The sequence below is a fragment of the Bacillus mycoides genome, assembly GCF_018742245.1.
In the GTDB taxonomy this organism is placed as follows: Bacteria; Bacillota; Bacilli; order Bacillales; family Bacillaceae_G; genus Bacillus_A; species Bacillus_A cereus_U.
Window position 1 is genome coordinate 4,751,166 of record NZ_CP036132.1, and the last position, 20,428, is coordinate 4,771,593.

Genomic DNA, 20,428 nt, shown 5'->3' on the forward strand with positions numbered 1-20,428 from the left:
TCAAAAGGTATATTACCCCTTATTTTTCTGTTACAGTCTTTAGTTCCTCTACTAACTCTTCTATATAATGCTGTGCACTCTGCGCTGCAATACTACCATCGCCTGTTGCCGTTACAATTTGACGAAGCATTTTTTCACGAACATCACCAGCTGCGAAAATACCAGGAACTTTCGTTTCCATACGCTCGTTCGTTTCAACATAACCATTTTCATTTGTAATACCTAGCTCAACAAACGGTTTTGATAGTGGTAGCATACCGATGTATATGAAAACGCCGTCAGTTTTAACTTCTTGTTCTTCTCCGCTGTTTACATCTACAAGTGTTACGCTTCCTACTTTACCATTTGCATCGTTAATTTCTTTTATAGTGTGATTCCAAATGAAATCTACTTTCTCATTTTGGAAAGCACGATCTTGTAAAATTTTCTGTGCACGAAGAGTGTCACGACGGTGAACGATTGTTACTTTTGATGCGAAGCGTGTTAAGAACACACCCTCTTCAACAGCAGAATCTCCGCCGCCAATAACAACAAGTTCTTTCCCTTTAAAGAATGCACCATCACATACTGCACAATACGATACACCGCGGCCACCAAGTTCTGTTTCACCTGGCACACCAATTTTTTTATACTCTGCACCGCTTGCAACGATAATTGCACGTGCTTTATATTCTTTTTTACCAGCAATAATTGTTTTGTACTCTTTACCGTCGATGATTGCTTTCACATCACCGTATGCATATTCAGCACCAAATTTCTTCGCATGCTCAAACATTTTATTTGATAAGTCTGGTCCTAAAATAGACTCATAACCTGGATAGTTCTCTACATCTTCTGTATTTGCCATTTGTCCACCTGGAATACCACGCTCAAGCATCAGTGTGCTTAAATTCGCACGAGATGTATATACCGCAGCTGTCATACCAGCTGGTCCTGCACCAATAATAATGACATCATAAATTTTTTCTTCTGACACACTATTCACTCCCATTCATTCATACACATTAAGTTACCCTCATTATACTGTTAGCATCATTTTTTTCCCAATGATTTGCCTACCCTACGTGTGCGTGCGCTTAACAGCCTGCACATACTTTCGTACAGTCGCTACAGATACATTATATACATCACCAAGCTCTGCCTGTGTCATCTTATTTCTTTGTTCGCCGCGCACAATATATTCAATTGCCGCTGACCAACCGTACACATTTGTAAAAGTCGCTCCAGATGTATATAAACGTATGAACGTACAAAACCAAAAATTTAAACACTCTTCGATTAATTCATCGTCTTTTTTCGTATAATTGTATAATGCATCCGCGATTCGTACGCACTGTTCAAATTGCTGTAAATCAGCTGGGATGCTTTTATGACTATTAAGTAAAAAGAAATATTTTGCAAGTTGCGATACGATTGGAACACCATTTTTCGCTTGCGTTACATCAAAGAAGAATCCAACCTTCTCTGGTGTTGACAATTCATTCATTAAATATAAAGCTAGCATTTTCTCTTCTAGCGTCGTACTTTTCTGAAATGATTTTCGTAACTCTTCAAATAAAAGATTTTGTCCTTCATCTGCTAAATTCAGTGCATTCCACGGTTCTTTTCCTTTTTTATCAGGATGCAATTCTACAACATGTTGCCACATTTTTTCAGCTACTTGCTGTTCCTTCACCATATACGCAGAGTATGCAAACCAGTAATAAAAACTAACGTCTCCTTCGTATCCTTGACGCTTTAATACTTTGAACCATTTATATGCAGGTTCAAAATGACCAATTGTTGCAAGCGTTGTTCCAAGTTTCAAACGATGCTCAAATGAAATTGGATATACCGAAACTAACTGCCCTGCTAATGACTCTACTTGCTTATGCTCTCCAATTGAATATAGAAAAATAAGCGTATTACAAAGCGCATGCATATTACCAGGACTTTTCTCTAAAATCATTTCTGTTAACTTAAGCGCTTGATCTACATTACCTGATTGAAAATGTGCAATCGCTAAATTATTATGGCCCGACCAAAATTCTGGATATTCTTTCGTAACAACTTCTAGTGTAGCAATCGCCTCTTCTAATTGTCCGTTACGAATGTAGCGGTTCGCTTCTTCCTGCATAACAATTAGCTCATCTTCATCCTCAATCTCTTCCTCACCCATTGTTTCTTCTTCCATAATCTCAAGCAATTCTAATGTATCTTCTACGAATTCTTTCTCTTTCGCAACTTCTAAATATCGCTCTGCATACTTCTTCGCCTGTTGAAACAAGCCCATATATGCATAATTATTTGAAATAAAATAATAGCATTGCTCAAGTTCAGGATTGGATCTAACAAGCTTTAGAAATATCTGATTCGACTCTTGATATTCACCAGATTCAGATAATGTTATTGCTAGTTGGCATAAAATAAATGGCTCCTTCTCGCTTTGTGCCGCTCTTCGAAAATATTTAATTGCATCTTGCAATTTTTGCCCTTTATAAGCCCTCATCCCTTTTTTATAAAAGAAGTCCGCTAACTGATTAAAAGAGATAACTTGTCCGCTCTCCTTATATATTCTTTGATTTTTCCCCATATATCCTCCAGTTTTTTGTTTTCTTCGTTCACACATTCTTCTATCTATAAGTATAAACGATTCCGTAAAAAACAAAACAGTATATTGTAATCAATTATTTCCTTTTTATTCATAAAAAGAGAAGGGAAATGTTACATTTTTAACATCAACCTTCTCTAGTGGCCATTTCCTCTTTCGTATAAATAATACGCATCGGATTTCCACCTACGAAAGCGCCGCCTGGTACATCTCTATGGACAAGTGTGCCTGCAGAAACGATAGCACCATCTCCAATTGTCACACCTGGTAAAATTGTCGTATTCGCTCCAATCATAACTTCATTCCCTATGACGATTTCTCCGAGTCGATACTCACGAATTAAATATTCATGCGCTAAAAGCGTTGTATTATAGCCGATAATTGAATTGTCTCCCACAGTAATCTTTTCTGGAAACATAATATCTGGCATTACCATAAGTGCAAACGACGTTTTCTTTCCTACTTCCATCCGTAAAAACGTGCGGTATAACCAATTCTTCACGGATAAAAATGGCGTGTAACGTGCGATTTGGATGATAATAAAGTTTTTCATTACCTTCCAAAAAGAAACTGTTTTATACACATTCCACAATGAATTTTCTCCTGAAACAGGATAGCGCGTTGTCCGTCGCACTGAACTCTCTCCTCTACTTATACAAAGTGACACTTTAACCGGTAGGAACCCTCTTCCCCACTGATTACTAACTCTCATCAATCAAGCATTTACAGGCAGGAATCTTACTACCCATTAATACGGGACAAAATCGGTAGTAAATCACTCATTTTATCTAGCACATAATCTGGTTTATACGCTTCTAAATACGCTCTACCTTTCAATGTCCATGAAACCGCTACTGTTTTCGTACCTGCATTTTGTCCACCGACGATATCATGATGATTATCACCAACCATCAATGTTTCTTCTGGCTTTGCATCTAATAATTTCAATGCTTTTTGAAGTGGTTCTGGATGTGGTTTCACATGTTCCACATCATCAATCGTCACGACAACATCAAAAAACTGATCAAGTTTCGAAAGCTTTAATCCCATTTCAACCGTCTGTCTCGCTTTCGTTGTAACGATGCCGATCTTATAACCTTGCTTCTTCAATTCTTGAACCGTTTCATATACAGTTTCATATTCTTCCACTAATTCATCATGATGCTCATGATTAAATTGACGATAACATGTAATCATCTCTTCAACCTTGCTTGCATCAATCTTACTAAAAGTGTCATGCAAAGATGGACCGATAAATGGCAATACATCTTCACGCTTATACTGATTAGAATAATAGTGATTTAACGTATGTAAAAAAGAAGAGATAATAAGTTCATTTGTATTAATTAACGTTCCATCTAAATCAAATAACACTGTATTTATTTTCATCGTCCTTAATCCTTTCATTACCTGAATATGAAAGAAGCAGCATCTTATATAAGATGCTACTTTTCTCTAATTTTCTAAATATCTTTTATCAGCTTGCCCCATTTTTCGTCTCACAATAATGAAAATGATAGAAATAACAACAATTCCAATAGACATTACTTGTGCAATACGAAGTGGTCCTAACATTAAACTATCTGTACGCAAACCTTCTACGAAGAAGCGTCCCACTGAATACCAAATTAAATATGTGAAGAATAATTCACCACGGCGTAAATTCACTTTTCGTAACGCGAGTAGTAAAATAACACCTGCAAAGTTCCATAATGATTCATATAAAAACGTTGGGTGATAATACACACCATCAATGTACATTTGATTAATAATGAAATCTGGTAAATGAAGACCTTCTAAAAACTGTCTCGTTACTTCATCACCATGCGCCTCTTGGTTCATAAAGTTTCCCCATCGGCCAATTGCTTGTCCTAGTAAAATACTCGGCGCAGCAATATCCGCTAACTTCCAGAATGAAAGCCCGCGTCGTTTCGCAAAAAGGATCCCTGTAATAACAGCCCCGATTAAACCACCATGAATCGCCAAACCACCTTGACGAATATTAATAATTTGACTCGGATTTTGCGAATAATATTCCCATTCAAAAATGACATAATACATTCTCGCAAAAAGAATCGCAATTGGTACTGCAATTAATACAAGATCGATAAATGTATCTTTGTGAATACCAAGCCTTTCTCCCTCGCGAGTTGCTAGCCAAAGACCTAATAGCACACCTGTACCGATAATAACCCCATACCAATAAACAGGGAACGGTCCAAGTTGGACTGCTATACGGTCAAGCTGTGGTACAGAACCTAACAGCATATATATGACCTCCCTCTCCAGAGTCTACTCTTGATTTCCTAACTCAATCGCACTCATTAATCGTTCAGAGAACTGCTGTGCCGCATTGACTCCCATACGTTTTAATCTGAAGTTCATCGCTGCTACTTCAATAATAACAGCCAAGTTTCGACCAGGACGAACTGGAAGTGTAATCTTCGTAAGTTCTGTATCAATAATCTTCATCTTCTCTTCATCAAGACCTAAGCGATCATAATTTTTCTTTTGATCCCAAATTTCAAGATTAATAACAAGCGTAATACGTTTATAATTTCGTACTGCCCCTGCACCGAATAACGTCATTACGTTAATGATACCTAGACCACGAATTTCTAATAAATGCTCAATTAAATCTGGTGAGCTTCCTACTAATGTGTCTTCATCTTCTTGACGAATTTCTACGCTATCATCCGCAACAAGGCGGTGACCACGCTTTACAAGCTCAAGCGCTGTCTCACTTTTCCCGACACCACTTTGACCTGTAATTAAAACACCCACGCCATAAATATCTACTAACACACCATGAACAGCTGTTGTTGGCGCTAACTTACCTTCTAAATAGTTTGTTAAACGACTTGATAATCTCGTCGTCGTTTGAGCAGAACGTAATAAAGGCACGCCTGATTCACGTGATGCTTGTAATAACTCATCCGGTACATCTTGATTACGAGTTACAATAATACAAGGCGTCTCTTCAGTACAAAGCGCTTTCATTCTCTCTTGCTTTTGCTCTGTCGTTAACGTATCAAAGAACGTAAGCTCCGTTTTTCCAAGAAGCTGTACGCGATCAGCTGGATAATATGTAAAAAATCCTGCCATTTCAATTCCAGGTCGTGATAAATCACTCGTATCAATCGGACGATGAATCCCTTCTTCACCACTTACTAACTCCAATTGAAATTGTTCAATTAAATCTTTTGTCCTTACTTTCGGCATATGTATAAACCTCCACTCCGCTGCGGGTTCAGTCTCATTTGATGTAAAATTCCATTCTATCGGATATTGTACCATTTTTTTCTGGAAACAAGAAACATGGTTCCTAATAAATAGAAAAAAACATTTCATATGAATCATGAAATGTTTTTCTTTTTGTCATTTTCTCTTTTTTTCATGTAATGGTTCAACAATTACTTTTTCAATTATCATATTAAAAATCGAAATACAAATTGCCGCAACAATCGCTACACCAAATCCAGATATATTAAAGGCGTCCCCTAATAATGAATCCGTCATCTTTAACGTAATCGCATTAATAACGATTAAGAAGAAACCGAAAGTTACAAGAGTAATTGGTAGCGTAATTAAAATTAAAAGCGGCTTTACAAATACGTTTAAAATCGCCAATATAATACTCGCAATAATTGCAGTTTGTATATTTGCTATGTAAAATGCGTCTGGTGCAACCCCTTTTAAAAGTCCGGATACAGCGATTAATACAACGCTATTTACAAGAAGTGATACAATCCATCTCATTTCCTTACACATCCTTTTAACATATATATTTCATCATACGCTAATAGATAATAAACGCAAGTAACACGCAAGCTCTTATACCAATTTATTCTATTCTTTATACTTGTATACCTACTAACAATCTTACCAGTTTTCCCTTAGTGAAATAAAAACCGAGTGTAATTTCCACTCGGTCTTCATTAACAACTTATTGCGATAATTCTACTTCTTTTATCTTCTCTTTCATTCTTGCTTTATCACGATCTAAAATCTCTTTTAAATACTTACCTGTATACGAGCGTTCTTCTTTCACTACTTGTTCTGGCGTTCCGGAAGCAACGATTTGTCCGCCTTTGTCTCCGCCTTCTGGTCCAAGGTCAATGATATAATCAGCTGTTTTAATAACATCTAAATTATGCTCAATTACAAGTACCGTCTCACCGCTCTCAACAAGACGTTGCAAAACTTCTAGAAGACGTGCAATATCATGTGCATGTAAGCCAGTCGTTGGCTCATCTAAAATGTATAACGTACGCCCTGTAGAACGACGGTGTAATTCAGAAGCTAATTTCACACGCTGCGCCTCACCACCTGATAACGTCGTAGCTGGTTGTCCTAATTTCATATAACCAAGCCCTACATCTACAAGCGTTTGAAGTTTACGCCTAATTTTCGGGATATTAGCAAAGAACTCTACCCCATCTTCAATTGTCATCCCTAACACTTCAGAAATATTCTTATCTTTATATTTCACTTCTAACGTTTCACGGTTGTAACGTTTACCGTGACAAACTTCACACGGAACATACACGTCTGGTAAGAAATGCATTTCAATTTTAATAATTCCATCACCACGACACGCTTCACAACGGCCACCCTTTACGTTAAAGCTGAAACGTCCTTTTTGATATCCACGTACTTTCGCTTCATTCGTTTGCGCAAATACATCACGAATATCATCAAATACACCCGTATATGTTGCTGGGTTGGAACGTGGTGTACGCCCGATTGGTGATTGATCAATATCAATAACTTTATCTAACTGCTCAAGACCTTTAATTTCTTTATGAGCCCCTGGCTTCGCTTTCGCCTTATATAACTTTTGAGCTAACGATTTGTATAGCACTTCATTAATCATCGTACTTTTTCCAGAGCCAGATACGCCTGTTACTGCTACAAATGTTCCTAGAGGGAATGACATCTTCGCATTCTTTAAGTTATTTTCTTTCGCACCGATAATCTCCACTTTACGTCCGTCACCTTTACGTCTTTCAAGTGGTACCGGAATAAACTCTTTACCGCTTAAATATTTCCCTGTTAATGAATTCTCGTCTTGCATAACTTCAGCCGGTGTACCTGCTGATACAACTTCACCACCATGAATACCTGCACCAGGTCCGATATCAAGTAAATAATCAGCAGCCATCATCGTATCTTCATCATGCTCAACAACGATTAACGTATTTCCTAAATCACGCATTTCCTGCAATGTGCGAATAAGACGATCATTATCACGCTGATGCAAACCGATAGAAGGCTCATCCAGAATGTAAAGTACGCCAGTAAGGCGCGAACCAATTTGTGTCGCTAAACGAATACGCTGCGCCTCACCACCTGATAGAGTTCCTGCGGCACGACTTAACGTTAAATAATCTAAACCGACGTTCACTAAGAACCCAACGCGCTCCTGAATTTCCCTTAAAATTAAATGAGCAATTTTCTGTTGTTTCTCAGTTAGCTCAACAGTTGAGAAGAATTCCTGTACTTCTTGAACAGAATATTTCGTTACATCGGCAATCGTTTTATCACCAACGAAAACAGCTAAACTCTCAGGCTTTAAGCGTCCACCTTTACACTTCGGACAAGCTTGCTCTGCCATATATTTCTCCATTTGCTCACGAACATAATCAGAACTCGTCTCACGATAACGACGCTCGATATTCGGAATAACACCTTCAAATAAAATCTCATTTTCCTTTACTTGACCAAATTCATTCACATAGCGGAAATAAACCTTCTCTTCCCCGCTTCCGTACAACACTTTATCAAATAACTCCTTCGGTATATCTTTCACTGGCATATCCATATCGATGCCGTAATGATTACACACAGATTTTAATAATTGCGGGTAATATTGTGAACTTGTCGGTTCCCAAGGAGCAATCGCATGTTCATTTAATGATACATCCCAGTTCGGAATAACAAGTTCTAAATCTACCTCAAGCTTTGAGCCAAGTCCATCACAAGAAGGACACGCGCCGAACGGACTATTGAACGAGAACATACGCGGCTCTAATTCTCCGATTGAAAAACCACAATGCGGACAAGCATGATGTTCACTAAATAGAAGTTCTTCCTCTCCCATTACATCAATTAAAACTCGGCCCCCGCCAAGCTTTAAAGCACTTTCCAGTGAATCTGCAAGTCGGCTGGCAATTCCTTCTTTCACAACAATACGGTCAATAACAACTTCAATTGAATGCTTCTTATTTTTATCTAACGTAATCTCTTCAGATACATCCAGCATCTCTCCATCAACGCGCACACGAACATAACCTTGCTTCTTAATATCTTCTAATACTTTCGCATGCGCACCTTTACGCCCTGACACGATAGGCGCTAGCACTTGCAACTTCGTACGTTCAGGATATTCAAGAACACGGTCTACCATCTGTTCCACTGTTTGTGATGTAATTTCAATTCCATGACTCGGACAAATCGGCGTACCAATTCGTGCGAATAATAAACGTAAATAATCATAAATCTCTGTTACCGTTCCAACTGTTGAACGTGGATTACGACTCGTCGTTTTTTGATCAATTGAAATCGCTGGAGATAAACCTTCAATCGTATCAACATCCGGCTTATCCATTTGTCCTAAAAACTGGCGCGCATACGCGGATAAAGATTCCACGTATCTGCGCTGCCCTTCTGCATAAATCGTATCGAATGCTAACGATGATTTCCCCGAACCAGACAATCCCGTCACAACAACAAGCTGATTTCTCGGAATGGTTACATCAATATTTTTTAAATTATGCGCTCTAGCACCTTTTACAACAATAAAATCTTTACTCACTCTTTTCACCCTTCCGCTTTTAATTCTAGTAGTAAATCTCTTAATTCAGCTGCACGCTCGAAATCTAACGCCTTTGCTGCTTCTTTCATCTCTGCTTCCATCTTCGCAATTGTATTTTCACGTTCTTTTTTCGTCATCTTCTTAGCTGGTGCTGCTTCATATGTTTCCGTATCCTCAGCTGCTGTTGTCGCACGAATAACGTCACGAACGCCTTTTTGAATCGTCTTCGGCGTAATACCATGCTCTTTATTGTAAGCTTCTTGTATACTACGACGACGCTGTGTTTCTTCAATTGCAATTCCCATTGATCTCGTTATGCGATCTGCGTACATAATAACGCGGCCGTTTTCATTACGTGCCGCACGACCAATTGTTTGAATTAATGAACGCTCTGACCGTAGGAACCCTTCCTTATCAGCATCTAAAATAGCTACAAGTGATACTTCTGGAATATCTAATCCTTCTCGTAATAAGTTAATACCGACAAGTACATCAAACTTACCAAGGCGAAGATCACGAATAATTTCAATACGTTCTAACGTTTTAATTTCAGAGTGAAGATAATTCACTTTAATTCCTACATCTTTTAAGTAATCCGTTAAATCCTCTGACATTTTTTTCGTTAAAGTCGTAATTAATACACGTTCATTTTTCGCAATCCGGTCATGGATTTCTCCTAATAAATCATCTATTTGTCCTTCAATTGGTCGTATATCAATTGGTGGATCTAAAAGCCCTGTTGGACGAATAATTTGTTCTATTGCTTTCGGTGACTGCTCTAACTCGTACGGTCCTGGCGTTGCCGAAACGTAAATAACTTGATTCGTTTTCTCTTCAAACTCATCAAACGTGAGCGGTCTATTATCTAAAGCTGATGGCAGACGGAATCCATGATCAACAAGCACTTGCTTACGTGCTTGGTCCCCGTTATACATCGCTCTTACTTGCGGAACCGATACGTGTGACTCATCCATAACAATTAAGAAATCCTCTGGAAAATAATCTAAAAGCGTATACGGCGTTGAACCTGCTGGACGAAGTGTTAAATGACGGGAATAGTTTTCGATTCCTGAGCAAAAGCCCATCTCGCGCATCATTTCTAAATCATAACGCGTTCGCTGTTCTATGCGCTGCGCTTCTAACAATTTACCGTTATCATTTAATTCTTTTAAACGCTCTTCTAATTCTTTTTCAATATTTTCAATAGCGACCTTCAGCTTTTCTTCACGTGTAACGAAGTGAGATGCCGGGAAGATTGCTACATGATCACGTTCTGCTAATACTTCACCCGTTAATGCATTTACTTCTCGAATACGATCTATTTCATCCCCGAAAAATTCAATTCGAATACAATGCTCGTCAAGTGATGCCGGAAAGATCTCAACTACATCTCCGCGCACACGGAATGTACCACGCTTGAAATCAATATCATTACGTCCATACTGTACATCAACAAGTTCACGAAGCAATTGATTACGATCCTTTTCCATACCAACTCGAAGTGAAACAACTAACTCGCGGTATTCTTCCGGAGAACCTAAACCGTATATGCATGACACACTCGCAACGATAATAACATCATCTCGTTCAAATAAGGAAGACGTTGCCGAGTGACGTAATTTATCAATTTCATCGTTAATTTGCGCATCTTTTTCAATAAACGTATCCGTATGTGGTACGTACGCTTCCGGCTGATAATAATCGTAATAACTAACAAAATACTCCACAGAATTGTTAGGAAAGAAATCTTTCAGCTCACTATATAACTGTCCTGCTAACGTTTTATTATGAGCCATTACAAGTGTTGGCTTCTGCACTTCTTTAATGACATTTGAAATCGTAAATGTCTTACCCGTTCCTGTCGCTCCAAGCAACACTTGCTTTTTCTTACCACTATTAATTCCCTCTACAAGCTTCTCTATCGCTCCCGGCTGATCACCTTGCGGGGAATACTCTGAGATAATTTCAAATGGATGTTCCAACTAAAAACCGACCTCCTCATAAAAATCTGTATTATTATTTTACCACGAATGCCCATAAAAAACCTAAAAAAACGAACAGATATTCGGTAAAGTTTTCGACAAGTTATACATAGAAAAAGGAAGGAGTAAATACTTCCTTCCTCTATCAATTTTATTTTTTAGGTATATATAATAAGTCATATCCATTGCGCCCATTTTCATTCGTACAATCTATTAACCTATAAGCCGTTTCTGATTCATGTTGCTCTTTAACAATCCTTTTACAACTATCTTCATATATACCTGTACGATTACCAGCAAATTGATCTTGCCTATTATCTAACACATGAAGTATATCTGTCCCACTATGCTCTAACATTTGAAAAACCGGATCACCTTCATGTGTATAATGTACAATTCTTATTTTATCAACTGCCCCTTGTTCCACATTCAAAACGAACTTTTCGAATTTATCTAGATTAGAAATTTCTCCCCCCTTTGCAATGACATCATTTTTCTTATCAATTGTACTAGTAGGTTGTGAGCATGCTACTAAGCTAAAGAGAACTAGGCATATAAAACCGCTTCTTTTTTCTATTGTCATCCTCTCCTATAAAAATTATTTGTATACCTAAAAAGCTACTTTCCTCTATGAAAGTAGCTTCTCGTTTCCTTTCTCCTTCTTCGGAAAAATCACATATGAAAATGAAATTGCAGTATCCGCTAAAAGAATAATAGCCCACACTTGGCTTACACGGCTTGCTGCTCTATTTAAAACGATTCCTGACTCTAACCAATTTCCCCACTGTTCTACTGGAATAAGCCCATACATGAAGAAAAAGAATATATGAACAGCAACAAACAAAATAAGATGTAAAACCCAATTTTTCATTTCCTGCTTCGCATGCGCCCTACCTGTTACTTCAAGTTGTTCTTCGATAATAGGCGCCGGTTCATTCCGCCACTTCGCAACTAGTTTTTGTACATATATATCTAGCTTCTTCAAATCCTTTTTCCCGTAAAAGACAGCATACAATAATATAATTACAGTAATGATTTGAAAATTAGAGAATTTCCCTGTTTGATAATAGTCCACTACTCCTAAAGTTAAAATAAACACTTCATTTACTAGTAGCACAATCCCCATAATAAAGCTCGCCTTTTTCAAGCGAAATCCATACCTTAGTAAAAAGAAACCGATAGCTGATAACCAAAATACAATCTCTGCCCCAATTAAAAAATACCAACGATATTCTGCGAGTATACTCATTTATCCCTCTCCCTTTCGTCATATATACGAAAAGCCTCATCCATATATAATAGAAGCTCTTCTTCAATTGGATACATACTCATTTTCTGTGAATCTTCTTTTGACTTTCTTACTTCCCACAATTTATCTAAAAATGCTTCATCACCATTAGCCATCTCTAAACACTTCAGCATTAATTTCTTTGTTGCGCCTTGTACCTCATCACATGATGCTTCCTTACCGTCTTTCATAAAGTTACGTAATTGCTTTAATACATCTACCCAATCTAATACATTCGGATCTTCTTCACTCATATTTGGTAAATTACGAAGTAAATCTTGCTCTTCCTTTGAAAACAATTCATTTTGGAATATTTCACGTATACGAGGAGACTGTTTCGAAAGCTGAATGAGTTCAAACATAACTTTCCAATCCAGTTCTCCCTCCACATCTACCGAATACACAACGGCTTGTAAAACACGCTCCATTCGATTGAATTTCTTTTGTTCTTCCTGTACAAATCTAAGTTGTTTTTCAAGCGAGTCTTTTAAGTTAAGTTCACCTTTTACTAACATATTCGTAATCTCTTTTAATGAAAAACCCATTTCTTTTAAAAATAAAATTTGCTGCAAACGAACAACATCTCTCTCACTATATAACCGATGTCCTCCATCAGTTTTCCCACTCGGCTTTAATAAATCGATTTGATCATAATAACGTAACGTCCTTACTGTAACCCCTGTTTCCCTCGTTAGTTCTTGAATTGAAATCAACTCCATCACCTCTTCTCCTTCATTATAAAAGGTGACGTAACGTAACTTTCAAGTAGTTTGTAAAAAAAATACAAAAAGCTGTTTATACCTTTTGTATAAACAGCTTTTATGGAAGTAACCCCTTTTGTATAGCACGTCCACAAGACAAAATAATTGCCCCAACAACAACACTTGTTGCTGTTTTATGGTAATCCGCTAACATTAATAAATAGTATGATAAACCTACAGCACCAATCATAATACATACACTTGGCCCTGGATTGCGAGAGAAGTTTTGCATCCCCCACAAAAGTGCAAATATAGCCGTAGCGACACATAACACCGGTAATCCCATCCCAGTTCCCCTTTATATATTTATTTGATTTCCCTTGTTGCTAATACACTCGTCGATGCCATGCTAATTACCAGCCTCTTTCTTATTTCTATATTTCCACTTCGGCCAATAATTCACAAAGAAATAAACAAACTGCCCGAGTACAAATAAAACAAATGGCATACCAGCATTTCCATAAACAATTAAATTGTACAAACTCCATATTGCTAAACTTATCACGAAAAATAATCCTACATATTTAAACGCTTTGTCAGATTGAAATCTCTCAAACTCGTCTTGCATTTTTCATTCCTCCTATCGCTATGCTCGTTTTCCCGCCATAACTCCTACGATGAGACTACCAGCAAATAAGAAACTACATACAATGAATATTTCTGGCGTAGGTATGGCATCTCTGCCTACGATTTTGCTAGCGCCAATGTAAACAATGAGAAGGACAAATGCGAATATAAGCGAGACATTTACATGCCTTTTTATATTTTCATTTACTCGCTCATCTATATCTGGAACTTCCTCTTTTTTGTACTTACGTTTTTTATAATACGTATACACTGTTAAAAGTAGAATTGCTAAAATGTTACTAACTATTAGCGATAACATCGGTATGGATGGATCCATAATACGAACTAAAACGTCCCCTCCACATAATCCTAAGACAGTAGCGATATACAACTTTTTAGTATCGTTCATTTTCTCTCCCCTTACTCCAGCGTAAATATTTCCTCTACCTTCATTCCAAAATATTTGGCGATTTTTAGGGATAACTCTAGACTCGGGTTATAGTGGTAGTTCTCAATCGCCACGATTGTCTGCCGCGTCACTTGCATCGCCTTTGCCATTTCAACTTGTGTTATATGATGTTGCTTTCGTAATTCTTTAATTTTATTTTTCACACCCATAGGCTCCACCTTCGAAAGTAAAGATATCTTTACTTTAATTATAAATATTTTCCAATTCTAAGTAAAGATATCTTTACAAATTTTAGAAAAACATTTCACTAAACACCTTCTCTAACACAGTAAGACAGGAATTAAATTTATATCGGCGATTTTTTAAATATATCGACTTACCGACAAATATCGACATCTGTAGCACTATAGGCATAAGAAAGAAGCTGTCCCAAAATATCTTTTGGGACAGCTTCTTCGTCTTACTACATAAATCCTAACGCATATACAAGAACGTACCCAAGTACCGAAAGGCAAACCGAGCCAATTAGCCCTGCCACGAATGCCCTACTTCCTAATTTACGGAACGTTTTAAACTCTACATTTAAACCTAGCCCTGCCATCGCCATTGCAATAAGCATGTACGCAATTACTACAATGTATCCGGCAACAACTTCTGGGATAATCCCAAGCGAATGCACCGCACTCATTGCTAAAAATCCGAAGATGAACCAAGGAATCGGAAGGTCGCGCCACGATTTTTTTTCTTTGCTTCCCTCGCTCTTGCCAAACCATAGTCCAATTAAAATCGCTACTGGCACAAGCATCGCTACGCGCGTTAATTTCACAATAACTGCGATGTCTACAGCCGTGCTACCTCCTGGTGCCGCAGCAGCGATAACATGAGCGATTTCGTGCAATGTCGCACCTGCGAACACGCCGTAACCATAGGGTGAGAAGCCAAGCACTGGGTATAATAGCGTATAAATAAGTGTAAATATTGTACCTAAAATTGCAATAATCGCTGCCCCAACTGCCGTCTCTTCATCTTTCGCTTTCACTTGCGGTGCAATTGCCACGACCGCAGCCGCACCACAAATCGCCGTTCCGCACGCCGTTAAAATTCCAAGTTTCTTTTCTACTTTAAATACTTTCGTTAGTCCATATACAACGAAAATTGTAAATGTAATCACAACCGCTGCGATGACCAATACTTTCGGCCCCGCCTTTGCAATATCTACAAGGTTTAACCGCATTCCAAGTAAGATGATCCCAAAACGTAGCAACTTCTTACTCGCAAAGTTCGTTCCCGCTATCGCTTCTTGAGGAATTCCGATTGCCGCGCGCCAAACCATCCCGATTAGAATAGCGATTACTAATTGTCCCATAATATTTAAAAATGGAAGCTCTGCTAAATATTTCGCGGCGATTGCGATTAATAACGTAATCCCAATACCTTGCGAAAATCCAAAGCCCTTCTTCTTTTGTATAACAAGTGTTTGTTCCACTTTATACCACCCCAATAATCGTATTGGAACATGCATGTTCTTTCTAGTTACATTATAAGAGAATTTTTATAATAAGTTTAATATCAATATTGAATCCCTATCATCAGAAATACTTATGATAAAATGAAAACAAAAATAAAGGGGCCTAACAAATGAACGTCGACATTTTGAAAATCTTTGTTACTGTCGTTGAACAAAAACATTTTTCGCGTGCTGCGGAACTATTAAACCTTTCACAACCCGGGGTTAGTATGCACATTCGCAACTTGGAAAATGAATTGGGGACTACACTTATTCAGCGCTCCCCAAAGCACGTCCAAGTTACCGAAGCTGGAAACATATTATACATACACGCAAAGCAAATGCTTTCACTTTATGAAGATGCGAAACAAGAAATTAATGAATTGCACAACGTCGTAACGGGAACGCTGCGAATCGGCGCTAGCTTTACAATTGGCGAATACTTACTTCCAAAAATACTTGCGCGCTTTGCGAATGAAAATCCGCACGTCGAAGTTCATACATTTATCTCAAATACGGAAGAAGTTTTGCAAAGCCTCCGCTCTAATCAAATTGATATCGGCTTAGTGGAAGGGCAAGTCGTATATGCTGACGTGGACGTTGAAACGTTTATGCAAGATGAAATGAAGCTCGTCGTCCCTCCAAATCATCCATTACTTCACATCAAGGATATAAACGAAACTACTCTCCAAGACCAAGTATGGGTATTAAGAGAAAGTGGCTCTGGGACACGTGCCTATAGCGATCGTTTCATTCATCAACATCATTTAAAAATGAAACGATTCTTTACATTTAGTAGCATTCAAAGCGTAAAGGAAGCCGTCGCTGCCGGGCTCGGCATCGCTATACTTTCTGACTGGACCGTGCGGAAAGAACTACTAGCCAAAGAACTATTCCACGTCGAAGTTCCAAATGAAAAGCTAATCCGTCCATTCTCCATCGTGCGCGGCAAATATTTTATCCCTTCTAAGGCTATTCAGGTCTTTTTAAATCATGTAGATTCTTTTGCGAAAAAACAGAGTTGACCTTCACATTAGTGTGAAGGTTTACAATATCTTTAAAAGGAGTGAAACACATTGCGAATTGGGGAGTTATCTAAAAAAACAGGGGTCAGTGAGCGCTCACTGAGACATTACGAAGAAAAGGGATTACTCCCTTCAAACCGCCTCACAAACGGCTATCGTGATTTCGATAAAAGTGCCATTGAAAAAGTAGAGCTTATTCAAATGTACTTACAAATTGGCTTAAATTTAGAAGAGACAGCACGAATGTTGCGCTGCCTCGAAATAGAACCACACCTATACGAAAATCCGTGCAGCAGTATCCTTGCACTTTACGAAGACAAACTCAGTGAGGTAACGAAACAAATCACATTACTTTCCAACATTCAAACGAATTTACAAAAACACGTTTCACTCCTAAAACAAACAAAAGAAAAGAGATGATTACATGTTCGTCATACACGGCAGTTCAAGACAAAACGGGAACACGGAAACTCTAACACATATGATGATTGATGGAATTGAAACAGAACAAATTTACTTACGTGATCATATCGTCCATCCTATTACAGATCAACGTCATGATGCAGAAGGATTTCAACCTGTAAATGATGACTACGAGCAGTTAATCGAGCGCATGCTAGAGCACGAAACTATTATCTTTGCGACGCCCCTCTATTGGTACGGCATGAGCGGTCATATGAAGAACTTCGTCGATCGCTGGTCGCAAAGTTTACGCGATAAATCCCTTCATCTCAAAGAAAAGATGACAGGTAAAAAAATGTATGTTGTTATCGTTGGCGGGGATAATCCGAAGCTAAAAGCATTACCGCTTATCGCTCAGTTCCAATACATCTTTGATTTTGTCGGTTCTTCATTTGAAGGCTATATTATTGGGGATGCGAATGGACTGGATGAAATCAAGAACGATGCTGAGGCGCTGGCAAAAGCACAACTGTATAATAACGAATTCAAAAATCACAAATACAAATAAGTTTGACAAACTCATTTGTATGCGCATACAATAAAAATAATATTATGAAAGGAAGGTACTTTGACCAATGAAGTTCTAATTCTCTTATTTATTTCATCCATCACAAATAGTGAACAAAAATGATGAAAACTAGCAGGGGATTAGTCTGTCCATTTGTCGATACTTTCTTTCGAGACGGTTATGTAAAAAATCGTTTATTTATGTACGATTTTTACATTCAAGGGCGACGTTTATCCTCTCTAGTGAAACTAGGGAGGTTTTTTTATGACCATTTTATTCGCAAGTAATATTGAAAAGAGCTTTGGTGATCGCACCCTATTTACGTTACCATCACTGGAAATTCAAACAAACGATCGCATAGGAATTGTTGGCGTCAACGGAGCTGGAAAATCTACGCTATTACAAATATTAAGTAAAGAAATAGAGGCTGACCAAGGTATAGTAACTCACCATAGTTCTATCGCTATCATTCCTCAGCTTAGCGAGGAACTGCCGGAAACCGCTTCTTCTCTTACAAAAGGAAAATGGAATATTTCAAACGTTGCAGATTCAATGAGCGGCGGCGAACGAATGCGCCTAAAGATTGCTCATGCTCTCGAACAAGATGCAGGCATTCTATTTGCTGATGAGCCAACAAGTCACTTAGATATGTTCGGTACAGAGCAATTAGAAAAGGCACTTTTATCTTATAACGGTGCACTTGTTTTAATATCGCATGATCGTGATTTTCTAGATACCATATGTACCAAAATCATCGAAATTGAAGACGGTACTATTCAAGAATATAAAGGGAATTATTCAAACTATCGAAAACAAAAAGAACGTGAGCGAATACAAAAGCAAGCGGAATATGAGCAATATGTACAAGAAAAAAATCGTTTAGAGCAATCAATTTTACAAAGAAAGCAACGTGCTTCTAGCATGACAAAAGTCCCAACGCGGTTCAGTTCATCTGAATCTAAACTTTATAAATTAAGTGGGGCACATGGCCAAGAAAATGTTAGCAAAGCAGCGAAAGCATTAGAGACACGTCTCGAAAAATTAGAAAAGAAAGAAAAGCCAAAGGATCTTTCTCAAGCTCATTTTGACGTGCAATACCATACACCCATTCATAGTAAAGTGGTGGTACAGCTTAATAAAGCAACAAAGAAAATAGGTGACCGCACACTATTTAAAAATATGAATGGAACTATTGCCCCTGGTGCAAAGCTTGCTATTTTAGGCGCAAACGGAAGTGGAAAAACAACTTTGTTCAATATGCTTCTCACAAACGAGCGCGGCATTCAGCTTTCGAAAAGCTGTAAAATTGGATACTTTGAACAAACACTATCAATTTTAAAAACAGATAAAACAATTTTAGAAAATGTTCTAGAAGAAACAAACTATACGGCGTCGTTCGTACGAACAATACTTGCAAGGCTCCTATTCCGCCGTGAAGATGTTCATAAACCTGTGCACGTCTTAAGTGGTGGTGAACGAATGAAGGTTGCACTCGCAAAAGTATTTTTAGGAAACTATAATATGCTTCTGCTCGATGAACCGACGAACTATTTAGATTTCACAACACAGGAAGAATTAGAAAACCTGTTACAAGAGTATCCTGGCACTATACTTTTCATTAGCCATGACCGCGCCTTTATTCGTTCTGTTGCAGACCATATTCTAAAAGTAGATGAGAGAGAGCCTAGAATATTCCACGGCAATTACGAGCAATACACAAAAAGAACAACTCAAGCTTCTGTAAATATTACTGAACAAGAATTATTACGGTTACAAACAAAATTAACAGAAATCATCAGCCGGATTTCTATACCAAATCCTCAAGATGACATCACATTTCTCGAACAAGAATACGAAAAATTATTAGTTCAAATTCAAAAATGTAAAGAAGCGCTCTAATGTCTTCCCTATATATCGACGGGATCTTCCGCATTTCCCAAGAAATATCGAGGCTTCGACATAGAATATCAACTTAAACACGATAACAGTATCAATAACAACAAAAAAGCCGTGCACCAGCACGGCTTTTCACTTTATCCCGCTATTTGTGGGCAGTAAGACTCCCACCTCAAAATTCTGCTTGAGCAAAGAAGTTAGGTGGGAGATCAACTGCCCGTAAACGCCCGATTGGTGAGGGCTAATAATCAGTGTGGGATGAACAAAACCCCCACTGATTAAAGTTTCACTTTATATACGGACAGCAGTCCCGCTCACAGCAACCATTAGCATCCCTTCGCGAACTACTTCGTAGTCCACATCGATACCGACAATGGCATTCGCATTTTTTTGTCTTGCGAGAGTTTTCATCTCTTCCATTGCAATGTCGCGTGCTTCTTTCAATTTACTTTCGTAAGCGCCTGCACGGCCACCGACAACGTCACGGACAGAAGCGAAAAGGTCACGCACGATATTCGCCCCCATAATTGCTTCGCCATTGACGATATCGATATAGTCAATAATCTCTTTTCCTTGAATGGTAGAAGTTGTTGTTACAATCATGCTTTATAGCCTC

The 20,428-nt window shown here is 38.2% G+C and carries 22 protein-coding genes; 4 read left to right on the forward strand and 18 right to left on the reverse strand.

The window, feature by feature from the left end:
* Positions 1–19: 19 nt before the first annotated feature.
* The 17 genes from trxB to EXW56_RS24640 all read right to left on the reverse strand — a co-directional run bounded on the left by trxB (position 20) and on the right by EXW56_RS24640 (position 15,900).
* Positions 20–976 (reverse strand): thioredoxin-disulfide reductase, encoded by a 957-nt coding sequence (gene trxB / locus EXW56_RS24560; RefSeq protein WP_002089563.1) that lies wholly within the window; start codon positions 974–976, stop codon positions 20–22.
* Positions 977–1,060: 84 nt separating this feature from the next.
* Positions 1,061–2,572: a tetratricopeptide repeat protein gene (locus tag EXW56_RS24565; protein WP_002198874.1), complete on the reverse strand. Its 1,512-nt coding sequence runs from the start codon at positions 2,570–2,572 to the stop codon at positions 1,061–1,063.
* A gap of 145 nt (positions 2,573–2,717) precedes the next feature.
* The gene (locus tag EXW56_RS24570; RefSeq protein ID WP_002112824.1) at positions 2,718–3,224 is read right to left on the reverse strand and encodes an acyltransferase; all 507 of its coding nucleotides are present in this window, start codon (positions 3,222–3,224) and stop codon (positions 2,718–2,720) included.
* Positions 3,225–3,331: 107 nt separating this feature from the next.
* The gene (ppaX, locus tag EXW56_RS24575) at positions 3,332–3,979 is read right to left on the reverse strand and encodes a pyrophosphatase PpaX (protein ID WP_002089567.1); all 648 of its coding nucleotides are present in this window, start codon (positions 3,977–3,979) and stop codon (positions 3,332–3,334) included.
* A gap of 66 nt (positions 3,980–4,045) precedes the next feature.
* Positions 4,046–4,858 (reverse strand): prolipoprotein diacylglyceryl transferase, encoded by an 813-nt coding sequence (lgt, locus tag EXW56_RS24580; RefSeq protein ID WP_002034719.1) that lies wholly within the window; start codon positions 4,856–4,858, stop codon positions 4,046–4,048.
* Positions 4,859–4,882: 24 nt separating this feature from the next.
* The gene (gene hprK / locus EXW56_RS24585; protein ID WP_002016091.1) at positions 4,883–5,812 is read right to left on the reverse strand and encodes an HPr(Ser) kinase/phosphatase; all 930 of its coding nucleotides are present in this window, start codon (positions 5,810–5,812) and stop codon (positions 4,883–4,885) included.
* A 156-nt stretch (positions 5,813–5,968) separates the two neighbouring features.
* Positions 5,969–6,349 carry a phage holin family protein gene (locus EXW56_RS24590; RefSeq protein WP_002089574.1) on the reverse strand — a complete coding sequence of 127 codons (381 nt, stop codon included), beginning with the start codon at positions 6,347–6,349 and terminating at the stop codon, positions 5,969–5,971.
* Between the two features lie 187 nt (positions 6,350–6,536).
* The gene (gene uvrA / locus EXW56_RS24595; RefSeq protein ID WP_215597040.1) at positions 6,537–9,407 is read right to left on the reverse strand and encodes an excinuclease ABC subunit UvrA; all 2,871 of its coding nucleotides are present in this window, start codon (positions 9,405–9,407) and stop codon (positions 6,537–6,539) included.
* 5 nt (positions 9,408–9,412) lie between these two features.
* Positions 9,413–11,389 (reverse strand): excinuclease ABC subunit B, encoded by a 1,977-nt coding sequence (gene uvrB, locus EXW56_RS24600; protein ID WP_070170663.1) that lies wholly within the window; start codon positions 11,387–11,389, stop codon positions 9,413–9,415.
* A gap of 151 nt (positions 11,390–11,540) precedes the next feature.
* Positions 11,541–11,972 carry a DUF4362 domain-containing protein gene (locus tag EXW56_RS24605; protein ID WP_215597041.1) on the reverse strand — a complete coding sequence of 144 codons (432 nt, stop codon included), beginning with the start codon at positions 11,970–11,972 and terminating at the stop codon, positions 11,541–11,543.
* Positions 11,973–12,017: 45 nt separating this feature from the next.
* On the reverse strand, positions 12,018–12,638 hold the full coding sequence (locus tag EXW56_RS24610) for a hypothetical protein (protein ID WP_002198869.1): 621 nt from the start codon (positions 12,636–12,638) through the stop codon (positions 12,018–12,020).
* The gene (locus EXW56_RS24615; protein ID WP_002198868.1) at positions 12,635–13,396 is read right to left on the reverse strand and encodes a MerR family transcriptional regulator; all 762 of its coding nucleotides are present in this window, start codon (positions 13,394–13,396) and stop codon (positions 12,635–12,637) included. Before EXW56_RS24615 ends, EXW56_RS24610 begins: the two co-directional genes overlap by 4 nt.
* Positions 13,397–13,496: 100 nt before the next feature.
* Positions 13,497–13,724, reverse strand: coding sequence for a hypothetical protein (locus tag EXW56_RS24620; protein WP_098988195.1), 228 nt, complete (start codon positions 13,722–13,724; stop codon positions 13,497–13,499).
* Positions 13,725–13,787: 63 nt separating this feature from the next.
* Entirely contained in the window at positions 13,788–14,006 is a 219-nt protein-coding gene (locus EXW56_RS24625; protein WP_002198866.1) for a hypothetical protein, read from the reverse strand.
* Positions 14,007–14,024: 18 nt separating this feature from the next.
* Positions 14,025–14,414: a hypothetical protein gene (locus EXW56_RS24630; protein WP_002198865.1), complete on the reverse strand. Its 390-nt coding sequence runs from the start codon at positions 14,412–14,414 to the stop codon at positions 14,025–14,027.
* Between the two features lie 11 nt (positions 14,415–14,425).
* Entirely contained in the window at positions 14,426–14,623 is a 198-nt protein-coding gene (locus EXW56_RS24635) for a helix-turn-helix transcriptional regulator (protein WP_002198864.1), read from the reverse strand.
* Positions 14,624–14,877: 254 nt separating this feature from the next.
* Complete coding sequence (locus EXW56_RS24640) at positions 14,878–15,900, reverse strand: YeiH family protein (RefSeq protein WP_002198863.1); 1,023 nt, start codon at positions 15,898–15,900, stop codon at positions 14,878–14,880.
* A gap of 152 nt (positions 15,901–16,052) precedes the next feature.
* On the opposite strand from EXW56_RS24640, the gene EXW56_RS24645 reads away from it, so the two are divergent.
* The 4 genes from EXW56_RS24645 (at position 16,053) to abc-f (ending at position 19,815) form a co-directional block, all read left to right on the forward strand.
* The gene (locus EXW56_RS24645; RefSeq protein ID WP_002112844.1) at positions 16,053–16,946 is read left to right on the forward strand and encodes a LysR family transcriptional regulator; all 894 of its coding nucleotides are present in this window, start codon (positions 16,053–16,055) and stop codon (positions 16,944–16,946) included.
* A gap of 51 nt (positions 16,947–16,997) precedes the next feature.
* Positions 16,998–17,366 carry a MerR family transcriptional regulator gene (locus EXW56_RS24650; RefSeq protein WP_002198862.1) on the forward strand — a complete coding sequence of 123 codons (369 nt, stop codon included), beginning with the start codon at positions 16,998–17,000 and terminating at the stop codon, positions 17,364–17,366.
* Between the two features lie 4 nt (positions 17,367–17,370).
* Positions 17,371–17,916, forward strand: coding sequence for a flavodoxin family protein (locus EXW56_RS24655; protein ID WP_002198861.1), 546 nt, complete (start codon positions 17,371–17,373; stop codon positions 17,914–17,916).
* Between the two features lie 264 nt (positions 17,917–18,180).
* Positions 18,181–19,815, forward strand: a complete 1,635-nt coding sequence (abc-f, locus tag EXW56_RS24660; protein ID WP_215597042.1) for a ribosomal protection-like ABC-F family protein — start codon at positions 18,181–18,183, stop codon at positions 19,813–19,815.
* 288 nt (positions 19,816–20,103) lie between these two features.
* Here the strand turns inward: abc-f and EXW56_RS24665 are convergent, their stop codons facing one another.
* Positions 20,104–20,415 carry a YbjQ family protein gene (locus EXW56_RS24665; RefSeq protein WP_002112849.1) on the reverse strand — a complete coding sequence of 104 codons (312 nt, stop codon included), beginning with the start codon at positions 20,413–20,415 and terminating at the stop codon, positions 20,104–20,106.
* Positions 20,416–20,428: the final 13 nt, after the last annotated feature.